At 50.6% G+C, this 21,646-nt stretch carries 21 protein-coding genes; 13 read left to right on the top strand and 8 right to left on the bottom strand.

From position 1 onward, the window contains the following. From AC1DUO_RS17230 to AC1DUO_RS17200, 7 genes are all read left to right on the top strand, one after another. Positions 1-125: JAB domain-containing protein (locus AC1DUO_RS17230; protein WP_477988100.1), on the top strand; the 125-nt coding region annotated here is incomplete at its 5' end. Positions 126-137: 12 nt separating this feature from the next. Then, entirely contained in the window at positions 138-446 is a 309-nt protein-coding gene (locus AC1DUO_RS17225) for a TA system toxin CbtA family protein (RefSeq protein WP_477988099.1), read from the top strand. Further along, the gene (locus AC1DUO_RS17220; protein ID WP_477988098.1) at positions 443-952 is read left to right on the top strand and encodes a hypothetical protein; all 510 of its coding nucleotides are present in this window, start codon (positions 443-445) and stop codon (positions 950-952) included. The genes AC1DUO_RS17225 and AC1DUO_RS17220 overlap by 4 nt, the downstream gene beginning before the upstream one ends. Before the next feature lie 288 nt (positions 953-1,240). Further along, the gene (gene rfaQ, locus AC1DUO_RS17215) at positions 1,241-2,404 is read left to right on the top strand and encodes a putative lipopolysaccharide heptosyltransferase III (RefSeq protein ID WP_477988097.1); all 1,164 of its coding nucleotides are present in this window, start codon (positions 1,241-1,243) and stop codon (positions 2,402-2,404) included. 7 nt (positions 2,405-2,411) lie between these two features. Further along, on the top strand, positions 2,412-3,638 hold the full coding sequence (locus AC1DUO_RS17210; RefSeq protein WP_477988096.1) for an O-antigen ligase family protein: 1,227 nt from the start codon (positions 2,412-2,414) through the stop codon (positions 3,636-3,638). A 199-nt stretch (positions 3,639-3,837) separates the two neighbouring features. Then, positions 3,838-4,674: a DUF4942 domain-containing protein gene (locus AC1DUO_RS17205; protein ID WP_477988095.1), complete on the top strand. Its 837-nt coding sequence runs from the start codon at positions 3,838-3,840 to the stop codon at positions 4,672-4,674. A 347-nt stretch (positions 4,675-5,021) separates the two neighbouring features. Continuing rightward, positions 5,022-5,942, top strand: a complete 921-nt coding sequence (locus AC1DUO_RS17200) for an alpha/beta hydrolase (protein ID WP_119262124.1) — start codon at positions 5,022-5,024, stop codon at positions 5,940-5,942. Here AC1DUO_RS17200 and AC1DUO_RS17195 read toward each other — a convergent pair. Next, the gene (locus tag AC1DUO_RS17195; RefSeq protein WP_112197410.1) at positions 5,920-6,255 is read right to left on the bottom strand and encodes a hypothetical protein; all 336 of its coding nucleotides are present in this window, start codon (positions 6,253-6,255) and stop codon (positions 5,920-5,922) included. The genes AC1DUO_RS17200 and AC1DUO_RS17195 overlap by 23 nt on opposite strands. Positions 6,256-6,884: 629 nt before the next feature. On the opposite strand from AC1DUO_RS17195, the gene AC1DUO_RS17190 reads away from it, so the two are divergent. Further along, positions 6,885-8,021 (top strand): porin, encoded by a 1,137-nt coding sequence (locus AC1DUO_RS17190; protein WP_119262123.1) that lies wholly within the window; start codon positions 6,885-6,887, stop codon positions 8,019-8,021. A gap of 66 nt (positions 8,022-8,087) precedes the next feature. Here the strand turns inward: AC1DUO_RS17190 and AC1DUO_RS17185 are convergent, their stop codons facing one another. Beyond that, a complete protein-coding gene (locus AC1DUO_RS17185; protein WP_013577139.1) occupies positions 8,088-8,309 on the bottom strand; it encodes a hypothetical protein in 222 nt (73 codons plus the stop codon). Between the two features lie 469 nt (positions 8,310-8,778). Here AC1DUO_RS17185 and AC1DUO_RS17180 point away from each other — a divergent pair, with 469 nt between their 5' ends. Beyond that, positions 8,779-9,612 (top strand): HNH endonuclease, encoded by an 834-nt coding sequence (locus tag AC1DUO_RS17180; RefSeq protein WP_198670057.1) that lies wholly within the window; start codon positions 8,779-8,781, stop codon positions 9,610-9,612. Between the two features lie 32 nt (positions 9,613-9,644). Here the strand turns inward: AC1DUO_RS17180 and alsS are convergent, their stop codons facing one another. Next, positions 9,645-11,321: an acetolactate synthase AlsS gene (gene alsS, locus AC1DUO_RS17175; protein WP_037033516.1), complete on the bottom strand. Its 1,677-nt coding sequence runs from the start codon at positions 11,319-11,321 to the stop codon at positions 9,645-9,647. 27 nt (positions 11,322-11,348) lie between these two features. Beyond that, on the bottom strand, positions 11,349-12,131 hold the full coding sequence (gene budA / locus AC1DUO_RS17170; protein ID WP_013577135.1) for an acetolactate decarboxylase: 783 nt from the start codon (positions 12,129-12,131) through the stop codon (positions 11,349-11,351). Between the two features lie 104 nt (positions 12,132-12,235). Here budA and AC1DUO_RS17165 point away from each other — a divergent pair, with 104 nt between their 5' ends. Next, a complete protein-coding gene (locus AC1DUO_RS17165) occupies positions 12,236-13,108 on the top strand; it encodes a LysR family transcriptional regulator (protein WP_013577134.1) in 873 nt (290 codons plus the stop codon). Between the two features lies 1 nt (position 13,109). Here the strand turns inward: AC1DUO_RS17165 and yfiB are convergent, their stop codons facing one another. The 3 genes from yfiB to yfiR are packed head-to-tail and all read right to left on the bottom strand — an operon-like array spanning position 13,110 to position 15,493. Continuing rightward, positions 13,110-13,607 carry an outer membrane lipoprotein YfiB gene (yfiB, locus tag AC1DUO_RS17160; protein ID WP_013577133.1) on the bottom strand — a complete coding sequence of 166 codons (498 nt, stop codon included), beginning with the start codon at positions 13,605-13,607 and terminating at the stop codon, positions 13,110-13,112. A gap of 15 nt (positions 13,608-13,622) precedes the next feature. Continuing rightward, complete coding sequence (gene dgcN, locus AC1DUO_RS17155; RefSeq protein WP_013577132.1) at positions 13,623-14,903, bottom strand: diguanylate cyclase DgcN/YfiN; 1,281 nt, start codon at positions 14,901-14,903, stop codon at positions 13,623-13,625. Positions 14,904-14,905: 2 nt separating this feature from the next. After that, positions 14,906-15,493 carry a regulatory sequestration protein YfiR gene (gene yfiR, locus AC1DUO_RS17150; RefSeq protein ID WP_013577131.1) on the bottom strand — a complete coding sequence of 196 codons (588 nt, stop codon included), beginning with the start codon at positions 15,491-15,493 and terminating at the stop codon, positions 14,906-14,908. A 587-nt stretch (positions 15,494-16,080) separates the two neighbouring features. Here yfiR and AC1DUO_RS17145 point away from each other — a divergent pair. From AC1DUO_RS17145 to AC1DUO_RS17135, 3 genes are all read left to right on the top strand, one after another. After that, positions 16,081-17,364 carry an HAAAP family serine/threonine permease gene (locus tag AC1DUO_RS17145; protein WP_013577130.1) on the top strand — a complete coding sequence of 428 codons (1,284 nt, stop codon included), beginning with the start codon at positions 16,081-16,083 and terminating at the stop codon, positions 17,362-17,364. A gap of 103 nt (positions 17,365-17,467) precedes the next feature. Continuing rightward, a complete protein-coding gene (locus AC1DUO_RS17140) occupies positions 17,468-18,835 on the top strand; it encodes an L-serine ammonia-lyase (protein ID WP_013577129.1) in 1,368 nt (455 codons plus the stop codon). A gap of 145 nt (positions 18,836-18,980) precedes the next feature. Then, positions 18,981-20,633: a dihydroxyacetone kinase subunit DhaK gene (locus AC1DUO_RS17135; protein ID WP_013577128.1), complete on the top strand. Its 1,653-nt coding sequence runs from the start codon at positions 18,981-18,983 to the stop codon at positions 20,631-20,633. 67 nt (positions 20,634-20,700) lie between these two features. Here AC1DUO_RS17135 and AC1DUO_RS17130 read toward each other — a convergent pair whose 3' ends face one another. Next, positions 20,701-21,432: a hypothetical protein gene (locus AC1DUO_RS17130; RefSeq protein WP_013577127.1), complete on the bottom strand. Its 732-nt coding sequence runs from the start codon at positions 21,430-21,432 to the stop codon at positions 20,701-20,703. Positions 21,433-21,646 lie beyond the last annotated feature (214 nt).

Genomic DNA, 21,646 nt, shown 5'->3' with positions numbered 1-21,646 from the left:
GTGCAGACCGTTCCGTGACAGAGCGCTTGAGCGAAGCATCAACTCTGATGGGTATCAAGGTGTTGGACCATGTCGTCATCGGACATGGTGAATCGATATCTTTCGCCGAACGCGGCTGGCTGTGAGGATACATTCTGATGACTTCCATTTCTAAAGCAGTGAAACCGATTGAAGCCTGGCAAACCCTGCTGACATATCTGTTCCAGCAACATTATGACCTGACGCTAAACTATACGCCGTTCAGTGAAAGCGAGGTCATACAGGAGCATATCGATGCGGGGATCTCGCTGGCAGATGCAGTGAATTTTCAGGTTGAGCGCTATGCGTTGATACGAACAGATCGAGATGGATTTTCATGGGAAGAACCCTATCTGAACAGTGTTGACGTTCTGCGTGCCCGGCGTGCTATCGGCATATTTCTTCAGACAAAGGAGGAAAGATCATGAACGATAATCTTGCTCCTAGCGTTGGCGTTTATCATATTCAACAGCTGCAGGAAGCCCAACCGGAGGCGTGGCTCGATCTATGCAGTGCCGTCACTCAGGCTCACCGGCAGATACGGATGGAGTCGCAGACTACCGGGCATTCTTGTCTGACTATCTGTGAACATTCAGGTAATACGCCGCTGCGATATGACGACAGTCTGATTGGGTTGGGTGTGATTTCATTCAACGGATGTCGCGCCCGTCAACAGGCTGGGGATGCCTTTGTTCTGACCCGTGGTATGCACCAGACAGCGGAATATTGCTGTAATACCGATAATCAGCCTTACAGCTTTCTGGTTAGAGTGATCCTGTTGCTGGCGAACCACTATTGTCCCGATACGTGGCGGCTCATCACTGATATCCCGGAGTCTGACTGGATACACAGTGCTGGCTGGATCTCTGAATATCTCAATATTGCCCTCTCGCCGCTTAATTCTCCTTTCCAGACATACCCCTTCAATGAGTAATGGGTTGATCGTTTTCACCGATCGGTACGATCTCATTGATCTGTACAACCAATTATCTTTTTGTTTCACCTGCCGATAAGATCGCCACGGGTTATTAAGTATTGCAAGTGCTTGTCTCATCGATATTTTGCACTCGCATACACCCCGCCGACACCAGGTAATATCACAGGGGTGGTCAGGTTAGCCTGGCTTTCGCTGTTCACTTCAACGTCATGCAAATGACGTAAATCCTCATTATTTCGATTCCTGTCGGAAGGACTTTCTTTGCACATTTTTTGAGATGACGGAATGAATACCGAAAAGAAAATCAGCCACGAAATAACGTTTAGACACGACCTGCCAAACCGTGATCAACCGATACGTATCCTGGTGATTAAACTCCGTCACTTTGGCGATGTATTACTGACCACGCCGTTAATCAATACGTTAAAGGCAAATTACCCGCACGCCCTGATTGACGTGCTGGTCTATGACGGCACCGAGGTGATGCTGGCGGGTAATAAAGCGGTCTATCTCACTTATACGGTCGACCGGGCGCTGAAGAAGAAGGGTCTGAAGAAACAATACCGGGGAGAGAAAGCACTGCTGAACAGTCTGGGGACTTGGCATTACGATCTGATCCTTAATCTGTCGGACCAATGGCGTGCGGCATTTTATTGCTACAAGCTCAAACCCACGTTTAGCATTGGCTTTCGTTATCCCAGACGTAATAACCGTCTATGGCGTTTTTGCCACTCTGCGCTGGTTGATACCGACCTGCAGTCATCGCGTCATACCGTGATGAATAACCTCAGTATTCTTGAGCCGCTCGCGTTACCCGTCATATGCACTGATGTCACGATGTCATATCGACAAATGGATATCGATCACCTTGAATTACTCTGCCGAAAAAGGCCGCTCATCGACTATATCGTTATCCAGCCAACGGCCCGTTGGGCTTTTAAAAACTGGTCGCTAACCTCTTATAGCCAACTGATTGACCACCTGATGCAGCGCGGGGAAAGGGTTGTGATAACGGGCGGACGTTCTGGGGAGGAAATCAGTAGCATCCGGCAAATTCTAAACGGATGTCTCTACCCTGAGGAGATTATCAATCTGGCGGGTAAGCTGGATATGCCTGAACTGGCAGTACTGATTGACCGCGCCAAACTGTTTATCGGCGTGGACTCGGCACCGATGCACATGGCTGCCGCGCTGCAAACGCCCTCTGTCGTCTTGTTCGGCCCCAGCAATCTTAAACAGTGGCACCCCTGGCAGGCTCCTCACACCCTGATATGGGCGGGGAATTATCGTCCTCTGCCTTCCCCCGATGACATTAATACTGATACGTCCGAACGCTATCTCGATGCGATCCCGGTTGCTGATGTCCTTACTGCCGTTGTGCGGCGTCTGGGCGCTGTTCAACACCCAGACATAGCGAATAAATCTCACCATTTTTTTCACCTGAAATGAGTCTATCATGACCCCACCTGCATCTATTACTGAATCTCCATCTGGACACTACCGCGTCGGCAGACTGTTTGGTCTGACGGCGTTTTTGTTGGGCGTGTCGTTACCCGTTTCAAACCCTCTGATGAATCTTGCCCTTGGGTTGGTTCTGCTGTGTGTTTTATGGCGGGGGGATCTACAAAACGTGAAGGCGCTAATCAAGCTTCCGCTGGTGTGGTTGCCAGCCCTGATGTTTATGCTGCTGGCGTTCTCACTCTTTATACAGCCTCATGCCTATGGCACAGAGATGGTGAGTAAGTACAAAAAGTTGTTATTCGTCCTGCCGCTGGCGCTGTTATTCCTGCAGGAACCCGCATCGATAAACAGATTCGTGAACGGATTTTTACTGGCCAATGCGATGATACTGTTGGTAAGTCTCACCGTGGGTATTTTTCATCTGCAGATAGGCCATTTAAATCCTCTAAACCCCACCGTCTTTAAGCTGCACATTACCCAAAATTTCTTCATGGCACTGGCTGCGCTGCTTTGGCTGTCGCGAGCTTTTGCTCGTCGGGGCATGAAGCGCTGGGGTTATGCCGCTTTGGTTGCCCTTGCCAGCTATGACGTGCTGTTTCTGGTACTGGGTCGCACCGGCTATGTCGCGCTGGTCGTTGGAATAGGCGCATGGCTGCTCTTATCTTTGGGACTAAGCCAGCGCCTGGCGGTGATGGTTTTAGGAGCGGGTGTGATTTGCGTACTGGCCTTCGTCCCTAACCGGGCGACGGAAAGGGTCGCACTGGGTGTGGCAGAAATACACGACTGTCTGGAGTTGCTTGATGGAGATGCTTACGACTCCTGCAAAACATCGATGGGGCAGCGCACGGCCTTTGTTGAGGAATCTCTAAGGTTGATTAAGCAAGCGCCGTGGTTGGGTAATGGGGCGGGAAGCTTCTGGTACGGCAATCCCGAGACCGGTTACAACGTCAATAATCCACACAATCAGTACCTATTGGAGACGGTGCAGTCTGGCCTGGTGGGGCTTGTCCTGTTCTTACTGTGGATGCTGTATTGCTATCGCGAAGCCTGGCGACAGCCGGTACCGGTTCGTAATCTGATGGTCGCAATACTGAGTGCCTATATGGCCTGCCATCTATTCAACTCCTTCTTACTGGACTCCGCCGAAGGCCATCTGTGTATGGTGATTGCCGCCATGCTGGCTTCTAAATCCATAGGAACAAAGGCGAATAATTACCCGTAAATATTGAAGAAAAATAAATCCGTTTCATCGTGCGAGGGGCTTCACGGCCTCTCGCTTAATAAGATGGCCACCCCCACCCTGTGAGCGGTACGCTGACAGGGTGGGGGTGACCATAGATTTTTATTGGTTGTTGTAAACGAACTCCATCCGGGCTGTCACCTTGGATTAGCTCGTTTGCTTACAGAGAGGGAAACACATTATGCAGACAGAATCCGAAGTACTAACTGACCATACAGAACTCATCTGCTCGAACAATATCGAGCGGATCGTCACAGGCCGCGATGCCGCACTCAAGCAGATTGGCGCGTTGATTGAAAACCTCAATGATATTTCTGAACTGACCAGTAGGATTGGCGGTGGGATAGCCGAAGACTGGGCAATGCAACAAAGGCATCGTCATGATTGCAGGCTGACCAAGCCAGTGAGTGAAGCGATGCCCGCCATTACTCGAAGCATTGATTGTAGTGTCTGGCGTGATCTGATGTTGAAGTCTGGTATGTTGGCATTAATGGATGCACAGGCTCGCGACCAATGGCGAAAAAATCTGGAAGAGGGTGATTTTCCTTCGATTAGTGAAGAGAACATTCTCAGCACATTCGAGCAGCCACATCACAGTAAACTGGAGGTATTTGAGCGGGGGATTATCAACGTCTTTAAAGGGCTGTCATGGGATTACAAAACTAATAGTCCGTGCAGTTTTGGAAAGAAGATCATCATCAATAATCTGGTGACTCACAATCTTTGGGGCTACGGCTTGAACTGGGGCTGGCGACGAGATCAGTTGGCTGATTTGGAAAGGATGCTATTTCTGCTGGACCGAAAACCGATCCCTGATAACCGGTGTGACATAACCATCAGACTCATGGAACATGTGCGTGATAACCCGAGCCAGCAGTCGTATGAGGATGATTACTTCAGTATTCGATATTTCCAGAAGGGTACCGGGCACTTAACGTTTAAGCACCCAGAGCTAATCGACAAGATGAATGACATCATTGCGAAACACTACCCCGGAATGTTAGCGCAAAGCATCTAATCTAGGCATTTCAAAATCTGTTTTTCTTCAGAAAAATCACGTAAAATCTCAAAACCACAAATTCATTAACTTATTGATTTAATGTTATTTAATGTAAAAATCAATTGAGTATATAAGTGAGTATACATAGTGGTTGCGTCTTAATTTATTTACTTATAATTCAGATGGTTGAAATTGATTGGCGAGTCCGGCCTTCGCACCATTAGTATGTAAATTAAGTCACCTGCGGGTGGCTTTTTTTATGTCTAAAATCAGTTCATTTGGGCTTTTTGTGCACTTTCCACCCCCTCTCATGCGATTTACACTGATGTAATAATTACCCGCCCCCCAAATCAGGAAAATTCTTCATGGCACTGGAACCCGCAATCGCCGGGCTTGTTAATGACTTCATCGCTGCAGGTCGCCCGTCGTCGCGCAGTCAGACTTTTGCACAGCGCCGCGCCGGATATATCGCCAGCACGGTTTTAGCGGGTGATATTGAGCCACGTGCAGAAGTTGAGGATGTGGTTATCGACGGCATCTCGTTACGCATCTTCTCTCCGCTGAATGCAGAAGGCGCACTGCCTGCCGTTATCTATTATCACGGTGGATGCTTTGTCAGCGGTGGATTTGCCACACATGAAAATCAGCTGCGTCAGCTTGCTTATTACAGTGGCTGCCGGGTGATTGCGGTTCAGTATCGTTTAGCGCCTGAACATACTTATCCTGCGGCGCATGACGACGCAGAGCTGGCGTCAAATTTTATCTGGCAGAACGCGGAAAGGCTTGGCGTTGAACGCAGCCGGATAACACTCATGGGCGACAGCGCAGGCGGACATCTGGCTCTGATCACCGCGCTGCGCCTGCGAAATACCGGGCAGTGGCTGCCGCATCTGCTGGTACTGATTTACCCGATGCTGGACGCGACGGCAGCATCTGACAGCCACAAGCGCAATGGCGATGATTACGTGCTGACCAGCGACACGCTGCTCAGCGGGTTCGAAGCTTATTATCCGCAAACGGATTTCATGCATCCAGAAGTCAGCCCGTTATGGCGTGATGATTTTTCTGGGTTGCCGCCGGTTCACATCATCACGGCGGAATACGATCCGCTATGCGATGAAGGTGAAGCGCTGTTCTCCCGGCTGACAGAGCAGGGCGTGAATTGCACCGCACAGCGCTATCTGGGGGTGATCCACGGTTTTTTCCAACTCGGTGGAATCAGCCAGACAGCGCGTAATGTGATGCAGGATATCGCCGCGCGTGTCAGTTCATCGGATACACCGTAAGCTTTTTGCTTCTTGCGAGCCCGCTGTTGGCCTGCTCGCATAATTCAAAGAGCACAGGGATCAGGTGAGCGGAAGCTTTCAGATAATCGCTGACCTGCGCAATCCCTTCCGGGAGCAATATCTCGCTGTTCTCCAGTCCTTCGCTTAAGCACAACAGCCCCTGACATAACCCGCCGGCGGATTCTGACGCCAGCGCATTGAGGTCATACAGCTGAGCATCATCAAAGTGACTGAAATCCAGCCCGGCGATAAGCGAGCGAAAGACGGAGATAGAGTTAGTAGTGAACGCGGTGTGGTTATCAGAATCAGTCATACAAGTCATTCCATTGTCAGTGAGTCGAGGCCCCCGGTACTGGCGAGGTGATTGCCGCTGCCAGAGAACTCTATGCCTGTTCGTACGCCAAAGAAATAACCTGTTTATATTTACAGTGTTTTGTTGTCAGATCTGGAATGTGTCTCGCAAAATCCGTTCCGGGAATTGGGGATATTCACCACCAGAACGCTATTCATGAGATAAAAATTGAAATGGGTGAATGAATAACAGTATTTACCGGATATTATTCTGGCGATGTTGAAAACCACTCAAATTAAAATAATGAAAGCGGGGGGTTGTCACGTAGTGTTATTATCACGCTGGCATGATTTACTTATTGATGCTATTTTTCTGATGTAATTGTTATTAAATATTTCAATTCTGGCATTCTTATCGTTTACGATTGATGGATTACTCATCGTATTGATACCTGTTTAATCAATAATACAAATAATGTTTCTATGAGTTACATTTAAAAACCTGTTTGTTTAATAATTCACCTAAACATATTTTTCTCTTATAGGGAACTTTCTGAATTTTCACTTTGTCCTCCGTCATACCTATGTTAATTATTTATACGCGGCGCAAGACCGCACACACATCACATAAATAATAAAGACAGGGTAATAATGAGCAATTTAAAAGCGTCAATCTTAATTGGCGGCGTCGTGCTGTCGGCATTATCTGCCAGCGCCCAGGCCGAGATTACTGTTTTAGATAAAAATCCTCAGAGTAATGCTTTGCTGGCGCCATTAAGTTTACAGGTAGGCGGGAGCATCCGCCCTGAGTGGATTTTCAATAACGGCCCGGAGCCGGGTTATTATAAAAATGGTCACGATGGCGGCACCCGTTTCCGCTTCCGTGGTGATTATAAACTGACGCAAGACACCTCCGTCATCGCTTACTACGAGCTGGGTGTGGACATGGCGAACCTTCTGGGTATGAATGATCATTATCCGGAAGGCGGTCAGCGTGATACTCAGCGTCAGTTATATGCGGGCTTTAAAGACGATCGTTACGGGACATTAACCTACGGCCACCAGTACGGTATTTATTATTCCGTTGTCGGGATTAAAAGTGACGTCTGGGATAACGATGGCCATGCGGGCGGTACGGGTATTGGTATTAACGGCAGTTACGATGGCGCGAATAAGCCGAAAAGTAGTCTGAAATATACCAACGACTTTGGCCCTGTGACGTTATATGCCAACTATTTATTGCCGGAAGATGAAATTCAGGCGGGCGAGAATCAGCATTATCGCCGCAATAATGGTGGCGGTTTAGGGTTCGATTATAAACTCACCAAAGATTTAGTCTGGAGTGCGGCTTATAGCCTGACTGATGCCACGGTTAAAGATAATCAATATAACGAAAAAGATTATCATCAACAGTTATCTGGTACGGCTTTAACCTGGCAGCCAAATAACTGGTACATCGTCGGGACCGGCAGCTATTACAAAGATTTCGTGCCGAGCACCCGTGAAAATCCTGTCGATCATTACTTCGCAGGCAGCGGTTACGGTGTGGAAGGTTTCGTCGGTTATACCTTTAATATCGACAAGCCGTTCCTGAAATCGATCCAGCCATACCTTGCAGCCGATTCCCTGCAACTGAAAGGCGGCGAAGAATATCACGCGAACCACGTTTATCTGGGCGCGGGTACCACCATCGGTTACGGTTTGTCTGTTTACGTGGAGCGCACATTAGCGCACACCACAGACGACGAAGCGGACGCCACCTGGGTTACCGTTTTCTACGATTTCTAATTCACATGCCTCGTGGATCATCAGGCCAGCGCATTTGCGCTGGCTTTTTTACGTCTGCAAATCTGCTTAATGCGCCAGTGCTTCCGCGACGTCGATGCTCACCACATCATCCTCGCTAATCGGCATTTCCAGTGTCTGATACAGCACTTCAAGCCGTTCACACAGAATATAGCTCAGCAGATCTTTCGCCTGCGGATTATCCAGCGACACAATGGCATAAGACAAGGCACGGCAGTGATCGACGATCTCTTCCAGTTCCAGCGGGGTATTGTCGTAAAGGTTAGGCATGTTGAGTACTCCAGAAAATAGTGAATTTACTACCACTTGAGACGCTAACCTCGAGGTGGTAGCTCAAACAGCGTTAGCGTTACCGGTTTTCTGGATCCGGTGCTTCATGAGAAGCCACTGTCTGAGCCACCATAATTTGGGTGAGAACAGACCGTACCACATTCCCCATTTTTTCATAGGGTTGTCGGTACCAGAAAATGACAGAACGCTAATTCTGACTGCGGATTTTGCCGCAGCGAAGGGAGTCTAATACGTGGGGATTTGTACAGTAAGCGGAATTTTTAGGCAGTTTTCAGTTTTGCGAGGTGTCTTGGAAAAGGTATGAAACTTGAAAAGTAACGGCGTTGTCCATTGCGTTTATTTGGCGATAAAAGTAGTCAAACCATTCAAAAAATAAATGCATGAGTTGTATGCAATTGAGAACATCTTATACTTTCAACCTATTGATTCAACTAACAGGTATCGATAGATGATGGACGAAGAGATGTGTGTCGTTCTTGCGGAGAGTGATGACTCCAAATGGGATGACAAAACGGGAGAGCGATATCATTTTCCTAAGCAGTATCAAAAGTCACTCAGCCCTGGAATGCGTTTTGTGTATTACAAAGGGAGGCTAAAGGCAGAGCATAAAGAGTATTCGTCACAGCGTTTGTCTGATGCCCCGCACTATTTTGGTATCGGACGCATACGCGAGATCAAACCGGATGAAGCCGGTCATCTATATGCAGTATTGACGGATTTCCAGCCGTTTGAACAGGCTGTGTTAGCTAAAAATGACGGTGTCTATTACGAAGAAATTCCAGACCAACAAAAAACCAATTATTGGCGTTTTAGTGTTCGTCCCATATCAGGAGAGGTTTTTGCCGATATTGCTGTTGCGTCTGCGCTAACGGAATCACGCTTTATTATGGATGACATTAAAAGCGAGGAAATCCGTATAGAAGATGAAGCCGATGAAGAGTCTCTGGTTTCATATGAGGAAGGGAAGAAAACTTCTAAGTTCGTTACAAAGTATGAAAGAAACCCAAAACTGAAGAAGTTGGCAAAAAGCATACATGGCACTACCTGTTTCGCTTGTGGCTTCAACTTTGGTGATTTCTACGGAGAATATGCGACCGACTTTATCCATATTCATCACGTTGTGCCTGTTTCCGAATTTGGTAAATCGAAGATCGTAAATCCAAAAACCGATCTTGTTCCCGTTTGCGCCAATTGTCACGGGATCATTCATCGCAAAAAAGACCGTACGCTCTCGATTGATGAGCTAAAAGCTATGATAGCTGCGAGTAAAAAAACGCCCTGACAAGGGCGTTTTGCATCTAAAAACCCCACCCTCTAAAAAATCCGCCCCATCTCCAGTTGCCCCATCAGCAGCGCGTTATCGCTGTAATCCACCGGGACGGCGACGACGGCGGGGCCTTGTACGTCCATGGCGGCGCGCAGGGTGCTTTCCAGCGTTTCGGCGGAGGTGACGGCAAAACCTTTGGCGCCGAAGGCGTCGGCGTAGGCTTTGAAATCAATCGGGCCGAACTGGATGCCGGAGGTGCGATGGTATTTTTTCTCTTCCTGAATCGCCACCATGTTGTAGGCCTCATCGACCCAGATGATGTGCAGCAGGTTGACGCCGAGGCGTACGGCGGTTTCCAGTTCCATGCTTGATTGCATAAAGCCGCCGTCGCCGGATACGGAAACCACTTTGCGGCTGGGATCGACCAGCGCAGCGCCAATCGCCCACGGCAGCGCGACACCCATGGTTTGTTGGCCGTTGGAAATCAGCACCTGACGCGCACGGAAGCTGTAAAGGTAACGGGCGATCCAGATGTGAAAACTGCCCATATCAACGCACAGGGTGACGTCGCTGTTAACGATGTCCTGCATCGCGCGCACCAGACGCAGCGGGTGGATGGCAAACTGATTCAGGCTGCGGCCTTTCTGGGCCAGCAGTTCGCGCTGCTGACGGCGATCTTCGAGGATAGCAATAGCAGAAGCACTGAGATCGATGCGCTGCGGGATCTGTTCTGTCAGCAGATCCAGTGTGTCGGCGATATCGCCCACCAGTTCGACGTCCGGCAGATAGTCGCTGTCGGTTTCGGCGGGCATCACGTCGATGTGAACCAGTTCGGCGCTGCCGTTGCTCCATTGCACCGGTTCATACTCGACCGGGCTGTAACCGATGGTGATGACCAGATCTGCGTTACGCAGCAGGCGGTCACCGGCCTGATTGTTGAACAGACCGACGCGACCGGCGAAGCGATGGAACGAAGCCTGATCGATAACGCCTGCCGCCTGATAGGTGCTGGTGACCGGCAGATCGCTTTTATGCAGCAGACGACGGATCGCCTCGGCATTGCGCGGCTGGCTGGCCATCAGGCCGAGCAGCAGGACCGGATTTTTGGCCTGTTTCAGTAATTGCGCGACCTGCAATATCGCGTCATGTGGCGCGCTGCCCAGTACCGGCGGTTGCGATGTCAGGAGTTTGCCGCTGGCCGGTTCATTGACGATATCCATCGGCAGGCTGATAAACGCTGCACCCGGACGCCCGAACTCGGCGGCGCGAAAACCATTCGCCAGCACTTCGGCCAGCGCGGAAGACGAGGTGACTTCGGCGGAATACTTGGTGACCGGGCGGAACATCGCGACGGTGTCCATGGTCTGGTGCACCTGTTTAACGTGGTCGGCGCGTTTCACCGCGCCCCCTAAAGCCACCAGCGGATCGCCTTCGGAGGTCGCGGTGGCAACGCCGGTGATCAGGTTCGAACAACCGGGGCCGGAGGTGACCAGCGCGACGCCCGCTTTCCCGGTCAGGCGGCCGACGGCACCGGCCATAAAGGCGGCGTTGGCTTCGTGACGAACCGGAATGGTTTTGATGCGGGAATCGACCAGCGAATCGAAAACACGATCGATTTTTGCGCCGGGAATGCCGAACACGTGTTTGACACCCTGTGCTTCAAGCTGCGCGACGACCAGATCCGCACCGCATTTCCATTCGCTTTGGCTGTCTGAATTTTTCATGGCTTTATTCCTTTTGTCTGCGGACTGTTAACTTTCAACGGACTGAATCGCATCATTTAAATCGTCAGGGCATAAGTTGGCGTGCAGGAAATCACTGTCCTGCGGAAAGTCGATCAACAGCTTTTCGACCGTGCCGAAAGTCAGCACGCCGCGCTCAACCTGGTAATCCAGCACATGGCCGCCGCTGCTGCGTGTCTGATTGATGAAATGTTCGTGATAGCCCGCCACGTTGATGCCCTGCATATACGCAGGTGTCAGAAAGCCAATCAGCACGCCCTGGCTGTTTTCAATATGAAATGTTGGCTGCGCTTCGATGGCTTCGAGCATCGGTTTATAAGGGCGGTGCTGTTCCGGTACGGTGCGAGTCTCGACGCGGCTGAACTCACCATCAATGCGCAATGCGCAGAAGGTGTTCTGACTGGCGACGGCGTTATCAATTACGGCGTGGATTTGTTCACGGCTGTGCGGGCGGTCAATCACGTATTCATTAGTCGGGTTAAAGAATGTCATGACGGCGAAGGGCGTTTTTTGTTCAGGAAGGGCGCGCCGGGCGCTGCCGTCGCCACGCAACTGGAAGATATTACTGTTGAATGCGATCAGTTCGCCGTCGAGATGGTTAAAGGTGCCGAGGCCAAAATCGCCGTGTTTCAGCAGGTCTGCCATCGTGGTGTCGCCTTCATAGACGCCGCTCAGCAAGGCGCTCATCAGTGACGACTGATAAAGCACGCGGTCAGGATGCTGATGTTTAAACGCTGTCGCCGTGCGGGCAATATCGGCGACGCAGGAACAGGACTCAGAATGGCTTTTCATGCAGGGGGTCTCCGTCGAATAATTAACTTTGCTAACTAAAAGGTTGACCCCATTCCGTCCTGAGTTCCAATATAAGGAGGTGTTTACTTTGAGACGTTTTTGATATGGAACTTCGTCATCTGCGTTATTTTGTCGCGGTAGCCGAGGCGGGCCACTTCACCCGTGCTGCCGAACTCCTGGGAATATCCCAGCCTCCCCTGAGTCAGCAAATCCAGCGGCTCGAACATGAAATCGGAACCCCTTTACTCAAGCGTCTGACCCGTGGCGTCGAGCTTACCGAAGCCGGAAAAGTGCTGTACGACGACGCACAAACCATCATCAAACTGACCGATGCCGCCTTTGAACGTACCCGTGCGGTGGCACGCGGCCTGAATGGTACGCTGCGCATCGGTTTTGCCACCTCAACGGCCTTCAATCCGCAGGTGTTTGAGCTGCTGCATCGCTTCCGTGACAAGTACCCGGGCATGGTGCTGGAGCCGCAGGAAAAAGATATGGCGGGGCTGATGACCGCGATGAGCGAGGGCGCGCTGGATGCGGCGTTTATCCGTCTGCCTTGCGAGCGCAGCAAGGAGTTCAGTTATAAGGTGCTGGATATTGAGGAAATGATGGTGGCGTTGCCGAAGAAGCATCCGCTCAGTCAGGGGAAAGAAGTCCGGCTGGCAGCGCTGCGCCACGACACGCTGATCACCTTTCCCCGCGATTTATCGCCGGGGCTTTATGATGCCGTGACACAGGCGTGTAAAGAGGCGGGATTTTCGCCGCGCTACGGGCAGCAGTGTCCGCAAATTACCTCGGCGCTGAGTATGGTGGCGACAGGATTTGGTTACGCGCTGGTGCCGGCGTCGCTGAGTAAGATTGATGAAACCAATGTGCGCTGTCTGCCCCTGGCAGGGCAGACATTAACGACGCAGATCGCGCTCGCCTGGCGCAGAACGGATAACTGCAAGGCGGCGCTGCATATGGTGGGGTTGTTGTAAGTTACACCACAATAATCACAGACACGCGACGGTTCTGGGCGCGTCCGGCCTGGGTTTTATTGCTGGCGACCGGCTGGCTCTGCCCTAATCCGCGGGTATGGATATTGGCGCGTGGCATGCCGGCATCGGCAAAGGCGGCGGCAACGGTGTTGGCGCGGCGCAGAGACAGATCGTTGTTGTAACCGGCGTCGCCGTAGTTGTCGGTATGGCCGTCGAGATTGACTTTATTCAGCCCGACATGCAGCAGTTCACTGGCCAGTTTTTCCACCGACTGCTTACTTTCTGTCGAAAGCGTCGCCTGATTATTGCCAAACAGCACTTTGGCATCCAGCCCGAGTTCCCAGCCTTCGGCTGTCTGTGAGAAGCCGTTTTTTTGCAGTACGGCGATCTGTTCCGGCGTTAATCCCGCCGGTTTGGTCTGACAGGCGGCCAGCAGCAGAATGCACAGCCCCATTGCGGCGAACTGAAACCAGGTCTTGAAAGTGTTGCAGGTATTCATTGTCATTAATTCCTTTTAGTCTTTCATCACGACAGGAAGCGGCATGCCTGAAGAAACATGCCAGCAACTGCCGGAAATTTTTTTCGAGCGGTACATGGCCTCATCGGCCTTATCCAGTAACTCTTTCGCGTTAGTGGCCTGAGAAGGCGACAGCGCGATACCGATACTGAGAGAAACATCCAGCGTCTTGTTATTGAGCAGGATGACAGGGGTTTTCATGATTTCAACAATGCGTTCGGCAAAAGCCACGGCCTCTGCGGTGGAAACCATCGGTTCAAGCAAGATGGCAAATTCATCACCGCCCAGACGCGCCAGCACATCGCCTTTTCGCAGTGTTTTCGCCAGCCGTTCACCAATCACCATCAGCACGCGGTCTCCGGCAGCATGACCGAGTGAGTCATTGATCTCTTTAAAGTTATCGACATCAATAAACAGCAACGCGAGTGACAGCGCCGGGCGCATCGGGTTAAAGCATTGATTAAGCGTATCAATGAAAAACGCGCGATTATGCAGGCCGGTCAATCCGTCATGCAATGCTTTTTGGGTCAGTGAGACGTTCTCGTTACGCATATGGTTTTCCCAGGCTTCCAGCTCCGTCAGCAGGCTGTTGAAGTCCTGGCTCAGCGTGTGCAGCTCGGCAATCGGCGCAGAAGGGACACGCAGGCTGAACGAACGGTTAGCGCTGACGTCATGAGTGACGCGCGTAATGTGGCCGAGAGCATCGACAATACCTTTTTGCATCCGGCGGGAAAAATACAGCGCCACCAGGGCCGTCAGTACCAGACAGCCGATCAGGCTAAGCACCGTTTCCAGCAGGAAACCCGCCAGGGTTCCGCCATTACCGGCGAGCCAGACCGTACCGATGAGCGAACCGGAATGGTTCACCGGCATCGTGACAGGCTCCGGGAAAGCCAGGTGGCCGACGAACTGCCCGAGCTTGTCCCAGTTGCTGTTCACCGGCCGCTGCCATTCCGTGAACGTTGCACCGGCGGGGGTCAGAATTTTAGCCTGCGTGAAATCGCCGCGTTTAGCGATGAACTCCAGCGACTCGTGCGCGGCGGCAGGATCATTAAACACCAGCGCCGCTTCGGTGGTGTAGCTGATAGCGCGTGCGGTCAGTTGCAGATTATTTTCGGCATGCGAACGCAGGGCGATCAGGGCCAGCAAGATCAGTAAAAAACCGGCAAGGCCAATCGCGGTCAAAATCACAATCACATGGATTCTGTTCAGTGCGGCGCTCAGCGTCGGGCGCTGGCGCGGCTGTTCTGTGTCAGGAACAGGAATTTTATTTTCCATGGTTACTCCTTTTCCCTGGCAAGTTGTAATACGGCGGGATTAACCCGCACACCGCTGCGGGACAGCGTGTCCAGATTCAGTTTGAATCCGGTGTGAAGGGGCGTGATCACCAGACAGAAAGCGTTCAGTAATCCGCAGGTCTCGTCTTCTTCGCTGATCGTTAAAATGGCATGGCCTTCCAGGCGCTGATGCAAATCGTTCTGCTGTTCAGCCGTTATTCTGCCGGAATAAATGGCATCGCACTGCGCGGTCAGCAGCGGGCTGTCAAAAGGCAACGTCATCACTTTGAGCGGTCTGCCAGCAAAAGCGCTGCCATCGGGCGTGAGTAGCGCCGCGTATTTAACTGGCTGAATGATGCAAAGTGTTAAAGAAGACGAGGTCGTTTTGTCGGGCCAGCGCGAATAACTGAGGATACCGTTAACGGTCTGGGCGACGGCGGCGTCGGGTGACGTCTCGCTGGTTTCTGCGATAACCGGTTTTAACGGAGCGATCAGAAGCACCATCAGCAGGGCGAAGCCATACGCAGCCTTAAAAAAATGGCCGACACGTATCTTCACTAACAGGTAAAAAGGTGATCGGGCTTTTTCCATAGCGTCACTCTGTGTTTCTTCCGGTTGAAATTGTTTCACCGGAATAAGAATAACTTTATCGGCATGATTTCTGAAAGCGTCAATAAAAAGTTTTTCACCCTGAAACAACACGCATCTTGTGTAGAATTTTTTACAGAAACCAGGAAAACAGCGAATACTGAAGAGAATCTAATGAATGTTTAGGTTAATGAGCGTGGTTGATTTTTGAGCAGCGATAAGAGGGGCGGCGTCGATAAATAATACACATTGGTGTTATTTCAACCGTTATTAAAATAATAGTCACGGTCATAACAAAATATGACAAAAAATAAATGTTACCGTAATCACCGTTTGATGAATTTAAATTGCAGGAAATGTTAATAGATTGGAATTTAAAGGAATAATAGACGGCATTTTAGCTATATTCGTGACCATGATCTCAAAGCCACACCGTTAGTCAGATTTTTATGCTGCTGATAGGTATCATGCCCGCATTAATGGTATGTTTTAACCGTCAGGGTGGTTTTTTCGATGACGGGTGCAGTAAAAAAACATCAACCATTCCTGGGGAAAACGGAAGTATTTTTATAATTAGGTGCTGAGGAATCATGGATAATACAACAATCGGGACGCTGTCTGAAAAATCAATAAGTTCCTGGCGTAAAACTGACACCATGTGGATGTTAGGTTTATATGGAACGGCAATTGGTGCGGGTGTTCTTTTTCTTCCTATTAATGCCGGTATTGGCGGATTAATTCCGTTAATTATTATGGCGATTCTCGCCTTCCCAATGACTTTCTTCGCTCACCGCGGATTAACCCGTTTTGTTTTATCGGGTAAAAATGCCGGTGAAGATATTACGGAAGTCGTGGAAGAACATTTTGGTATTACGGCCGGTAAATTAATTACACTGCTGTATTTCTTCGCCATTTATCCTATTTTGCTGGTTTACAGCGTGGCGATCACTAATACGGTTGAGAGTTTTATTACTCACCAGATGCATATGAATGCGCCACCGCGTGCGTTGCTGTCACTGATCCTGATCCTCGGATTAATGACACTGGTGCATTTTGGTCAGGATATGATCGTGAAAGCGATGAGTATTCTGGTATTCCCGTTTGTGACGGTGCTGATGGCGCTGGCGCTTTACCTTATTCCTAACTGGAATATGTCAGTGTTTACAAACGCCTCGCTTTCCGGTAACGGCGTAGGTCACGGTATGCTGATGACGCTGTGGCTGGTGATCCCGGTGATGGTGTTCTCGTTCAACCACTCGCCTATTATCTCCTCTTTTGCAGTGGCAAAACGCAAAGAATACGGTGATGGCGCTGAGAAAAAATGTTCGCGCATTCTGGCATTTAGCCACATCATGATGGTGATCACGGTGATGTTCTTTGTCTTCAGCTGCGTCCTGAGCCTGTCTCCGGCCGACCTGATGGAAGCCAAATCGCAAAACGTGTCTATTCTGTCTTATTTAGCGAACCACTTCTCTAACCCGGTCATTGAATATATCGCGCCATTTATTGCCTTTATTGCCATTACTAAATCTTTCCTCGGCCATTATCTGGGTGCACGCGAAGGTTTTAACGGCATGGTGATTAAATCTTTGCGCAGTAAAGGCAAGAAAATTGCCCTGCCAACGCTGAACCGTTATACCGGTATCTTCATGTTATTAACCACCTGGTTAGTGGCAACCCTGAATCCAAGTATTCTGGGTATGATCGAAACGCTGGGCGGTCCGATTATTGCGATGCTGTTATTCCTGATGCCAATGTATGCCATCCGTAAAGTCCCGGCGATGAAAAAATACAGCGGCCATATCAGTAATGTCTTCGTTGCTGTAATGGGTCTGATTGCGATGTCAGCCATTGTATTCAGCCTGATGGGTTAATGATTAAAGCTTCTGAAATAAAGTGAGCGGGAATATCCCGCTCCTTTCTCTCCCGTTTTTCTGTTTATTCCGCCCGTAAATAATTTCACTTGGAGTACCCACCGTGATCAGCGTCTTCGATATTTTCAAAATTGGTATTGGTCCTTCCAGTTCGCATACTGTTGGCCCGATGAAAGCCGGGAAAATATTCACTGATGAACTTATCTCTTCAGGCCATATAACCCAAACGACCCGCGTGGCGGTTGATGTTTACGGATCATTATCATTAACCGGTAAAGGTCACCACACTGATCTGGCTATTATCATGGGGCTGGCGGGGAATATGCCGGATGATGTGGATATCGATGCGATCCCGGCGTTTATCCGTGAGGTAGAAAATACCGGACGTCTGATGCTGGGCAAGGGCGCAAAAGAAGTGGATTTCCCGGCCAGTTCAGGCATGAATTTCCATTCCGGTAATCTGCCGTTGCATGAAAACGGCATGACAATCAGTGCGTTCAGCGGCGATGAACTGCTCTATACCCAAACTTATTACTCTATCGGCGGTGGCTTTATTGTCGAAGCCAGCAAATTTGGTATGCAGGATGAAAATCCGGTGGTGCGCCCGTATCCGTTCCATTCAGCCAGCGATTTGCAAAAACACTGTACGGACACCGGCCTGTCGTTGTCGGCACTGATGCTGCAAAACGAACTGGCGGGACACACACGCACAGAAATCAGCGATCACTTTGCGGCCATCTGGAATGTGATGAGCGAAGGCATTACGCGCGGCATTCATACCGAAGGCTTGCTGCCGGGACCGATGAAAATCAACCGCCGTGCCGCCGCACTGCGCCGCATTCTGGTGACGCAGGATAAGAACAATGTCGATCCGATGGGTGTTGTTGACTGGATCAATATGTACGCGATGGCGGTTAATGAAGAAAATGCGGCAGGCGGGCGTGTGGTCACTGCACCGACCAACGGCGCGTGTGGCATCATTCCTGCCGTGCTGACGTATTACGATCAGTTTATCCGCCCGATCAGCCCTGATTCGTACAGCCGCTTCTTCCTGGCTTCCGGCGCGGTCGGTATTCTGTTCAAAATGAACGCTTCGATTTCCGGTGCGGAAGTGGGGTGTCAGGGCGAAGTGGGCGTGGCCTGTTCTATGGCGGCGGCAGGTCTGACCGAACTGCTGGGCGGCAGCACCGCGCAGGTGTTTATGGCGGCAGAAATCGCGATGGAACATCACCTCGGGCTGACCTGTGATCCGCTGGCCGGACAGGTTCAGGTGCCATGCATCGAGCGTAACGCCATTTCGGCTGTGAAAGCCGTTAATGCGTCGCGTATGGCATTACGCCGCACCAGCGAACCGCGTGTGTGCCTCGATAAAGTCATCGAAACCATGTACGAAACCGGCAAGGACATGAACTCGAAATACCGTGAAACCTCGACAGGCGGTTTGGCTATCAAGGTTCTCGCCTGCAATTGATTTCTTTTCTCATCATTTCCTAAAAGGCGGGAAACCGCCTTTCCCGCCCCCTTCGTTACTTTTCCCTGTGTTATGTTTTGGGTTATCTATACTGCGTAGAAGCTCTTTTTTTCACCTGGAAAACAGTTAAAAGGAAAGGTCCGGTATGTCTAAATTCTTTATGAATGACCGCAAGACTCTGATTAACGATGTTATTGAAGGGGTGATCCTGACCTCTCCCTACAAAAACCTGGCAAAACTGGACATCGATCCGGCAATCCGCGTTGTCGTGCGGCGTGACTGGGATAAGAAAAAAGTTGCGCTGATTTCAGGCGGTGGCTCGGGTCATGAACCGGCGCACGTGGGGTTTGTCGGCAAAGGCATGCTCACGGCGGCGGTGTGTGGCGAAGTGTTTGCTTCTCCGAGCGTGGACGCCGTGCTGAACGCGATTGTGGCGGTTACCGGCAAAGCGGGCTGTCTGCTGATCGTCAAAAACTACACCGGCGACCGTCTGAACTTTGGTCTGGCCGCTGAGAAAGCAAAAGGTATGGGCTATAACGTCGAGCTGGTGATGGTCTCCGACGACATTTCCCTGCCGGAAAATAAGCAGCCGCGCGGCATCGCCGGTACGGCGCTGGTGCATAAAATTGCCGGTTACGCGGCTGAGCAGGGCAAATCCCTGAAAGATGTCACCAAAATCGCCCAGCAGGCGATTAATGCGACCGCCAGTATTGGTGTCGCGGCGGCGGGGTGCAGCCTGCCGGGAGGCGGTGAAGATGAAGAAGAGCAACGTATCGAATCGGGCCACGTTGAGCTGGGATTAGGTATTCACGGCGAACCGGGTGTGTCGACCATGAAAACCCAGAACAGCAAAAAAGTGGTGGATACGCTGGTCGGCAAGCTTGCGGAACATGTGAAGAAAAGCGACAAGCTGGCGGTGCTGATCAATAACCTCGGCGGCGTCTCTCCGCTCGAAATGAATCAGATCACCAAAGAACTGGTGCATTCTGCGCTCGGCAGTTCGATCCGTTATCTGATTGGCCCGGCATCGCTGGTCAGTGCGCTGGATATGAAAGGGTTCTCGCTCTCGGTGATTGCCCTTAAAGGCGGCATTGAGGAAGCCTTGCTGGCAGAAGTGGAAGCCTCCGGCTGGCAGCCTCTGGTGAAGCTTGAGAAACTGGCGACCAAAAAAGGCAAAAAAATCAGCAATAAGAAAACGGTAAAAGCCTCGTCCAATGCGCAGGTTGGCAAAATCGTTGAAACCATTACTCAGACACTTTCTGATCTGGAGGACGAGCTGAATAAACTCGATGCCAAAGTCGGTGACGGCGATACCGGTTCGACGTTTGCCACCGGCGCGCGCGATATCCAGAAAGAAAACAAAGGCAAAAGATTACCGCTGAATAATGTGGCCGATCTTCTGGGCGTTGTCGGCGATCGTCTGGCGACCGTCATGGGCGGATCCAGCGGCGTGCTGATGTCGATCTTCTTTACCGCCGCCGGTAAGAAAGTCGGTGAGGGTGAGAAGTTGCCGAAAGCGTTGCTGTCCGGTCTCGAACGCATGAAGCATTACGGCGGGGCAGATCTCGGGGATCGCACGATGATCGACGCACTGCAACCGGCGCTGGAAGCCCTTGGCAAAAAAGATGCGCTGAAAGGGGCGGCTAAAGCGGCAGCCAAAGGGGCCAAAGACACGGCCAGCATGAAGAAAGCCAATGCGGGGCGCTCTTCTTATCTCAGCAGCAACAGCCTGAAAGGGGTGAAAGATCCCGGCGCAGTGGCCGTTGAAAAAGTGTTTGAGGCGCTGGCGAAAAAATAAGATTGATGTCAGCAAAAAAGAAAGGCCTGCGGGAAACCGGCAGGCCTTTTTTATGGCAATGAAAACGTCAGGTAATCGCATTGGGATCAATCAGCGAATAAAGCTTTTTATCATGGATCCGCTGTGAAATTTTGTACTGATTTTGTTCATAAATAACGAACTTGCCGATACGGATCGCTTCACGGGAATCCCTGTTAGCAAAATGGTCGTAAACACCGCCGGGATATTTCCCCTTCAGGCCACGGTTAGACCATTTATTCATTTTCATTTTCCACTCAAGAGAATAATGCGCCAGAGGGCAGACGATCTTTGCCCACGGATCGCAAATCAGTGCGTTCTCAAGGATTTTGCCGTTGTTATGTACAGGCTGGGTGCCGACTAATACCAGGCAATGGTCGACCGGACGCGTAATGAAGATGCTGATCACTTTTAATGGCGTACCGGCGAGCCTTTCCCATTTTTGAATGTTTTCACTGATATAACAAAATGCGACGCGGGCATTTTCGCCGCAGTTGCCCGCATTTTCTTTCCCGTTGCGATAATCTTCTTCAACTTTCCGGTAAAGCTGCTGGGAGGAAAGATTGAGCTTTCGCAGACCCCGCACCATGGCACCCCGATCCCTGTCGCCGCCCAGTGAATGCAGCCGGTATTTTTTAGGATCCGACATCATCAGACCATCAATCATTCTTTTATCCGGATAAAACTTATTGGCAGATTTCAGCGACAGTCGTGAACGCGTAAACAGCATGGCTTCGGTAAGCTTGGGTAAGAGTAATTTCTGGAAACGTTTATTATCCATAACGCTATTTTTCCTTTAAAACCTGATTCAGCAATGGACTATTTGAGCACTCTTTATTGCCGGTATAAAGGAAATGACTTCTTAAGAAATACTGGATCTGCTGAGACCCTCCGCGCCGGAGCAGCCTGGATATAATACGGCGCTCAGTCAGAAAACATAATTTGATCTAAAACAATTTTAAGCGATTTGCTCACCCGCCGCAGTTTCCGTCCCC

The organism is Rahnella sp. P4_A8, assembly GCF_056402435.1.
The sequence above is the reverse complement of the archived record's forward strand: the minus strand, read 5'-3'. Positions and strand labels throughout refer to the sequence as shown.

Coding starts and splice junctions, on each gene's coding strand:
- AC1DUO_RS17225 (WP_477988099.1), top strand. CDS start 138: ATGACTTCCATTTCTAAAGCAGTGAAACCGATTGAAGCCTGGCAAACC.
- AC1DUO_RS17220 (WP_477988098.1), top strand. CDS start 443: ATGAACGATAATCTTGCTCCTAGCGTTGGCGTTTATCATATTCAACAG.
- rfaQ (WP_477988097.1), top strand. CDS start 1,241: ATGAATACCGAAAAGAAAATCAGCCACGAAATAACGTTTAGACACGAC.
- AC1DUO_RS17210 (WP_477988096.1), top strand. CDS start 2,412: ATGACCCCACCTGCATCTATTACTGAATCTCCATCTGGACACTACCGC.
- AC1DUO_RS17205 (WP_477988095.1), top strand. CDS start 3,838: ATGCAGACAGAATCCGAAGTACTAACTGACCATACAGAACTCATCTGC.
- AC1DUO_RS17200 (WP_119262124.1), top strand. CDS start 5,022: ATGGCACTGGAACCCGCAATCGCCGGGCTTGTTAATGACTTCATCGCT.
- AC1DUO_RS17195 (WP_112197410.1), bottom strand. CDS start 6,255: ATGACTGATTCTGATAACCACACCGCGTTCACTACTAACTCTATCTCC.
- AC1DUO_RS17190 (WP_119262123.1), top strand. CDS start 6,885: ATGAGCAATTTAAAAGCGTCAATCTTAATTGGCGGCGTCGTGCTGTCG.
- AC1DUO_RS17185 (WP_013577139.1), bottom strand. CDS start 8,309: ATGCCTAACCTTTACGACAATACCCCGCTGGAACTGGAAGAGATCGTC.
- AC1DUO_RS17180 (WP_198670057.1), top strand. CDS start 8,779: ATGATGGACGAAGAGATGTGTGTCGTTCTTGCGGAGAGTGATGACTCC.
- alsS (WP_037033516.1), bottom strand. CDS start 11,321: ATGAAAAATTCAGACAGCCAAAGCGAATGGAAATGCGGTGCGGATCTG.
- budA (WP_013577135.1), bottom strand. CDS start 12,131: ATGAAAAGCCATTCTGAGTCCTGTTCCTGCGTCGCCGATATTGCCCGC.
- AC1DUO_RS17165 (WP_013577134.1), top strand. CDS start 12,236: ATGGAACTTCGTCATCTGCGTTATTTTGTCGCGGTAGCCGAGGCGGGC.
- yfiB (WP_013577133.1), bottom strand. CDS start 13,607: ATGAATACCTGCAACACTTTCAAGACCTGGTTTCAGTTCGCCGCAATG.
- dgcN (WP_013577132.1), bottom strand. CDS start 14,903: ATGGAAAATAAAATTCCTGTTCCTGACACAGAACAGCCGCGCCAGCGC.
- yfiR (WP_013577131.1), bottom strand. CDS start 15,493: ATGGAAAAAGCCCGATCACCTTTTTACCTGTTAGTGAAGATACGTGTC.
- AC1DUO_RS17145 (WP_013577130.1), top strand. CDS start 16,081: ATGGATAATACAACAATCGGGACGCTGTCTGAAAAATCAATAAGTTCC.
- AC1DUO_RS17135 (WP_013577128.1), top strand. CDS start 18,981: ATGTCTAAATTCTTTATGAATGACCGCAAGACTCTGATTAACGATGTT.
- AC1DUO_RS17130 (WP_013577127.1), bottom strand. CDS start 21,432: ATGGATAATAAACGTTTCCAGAAATTACTCTTACCCAAGCTTACCGAA.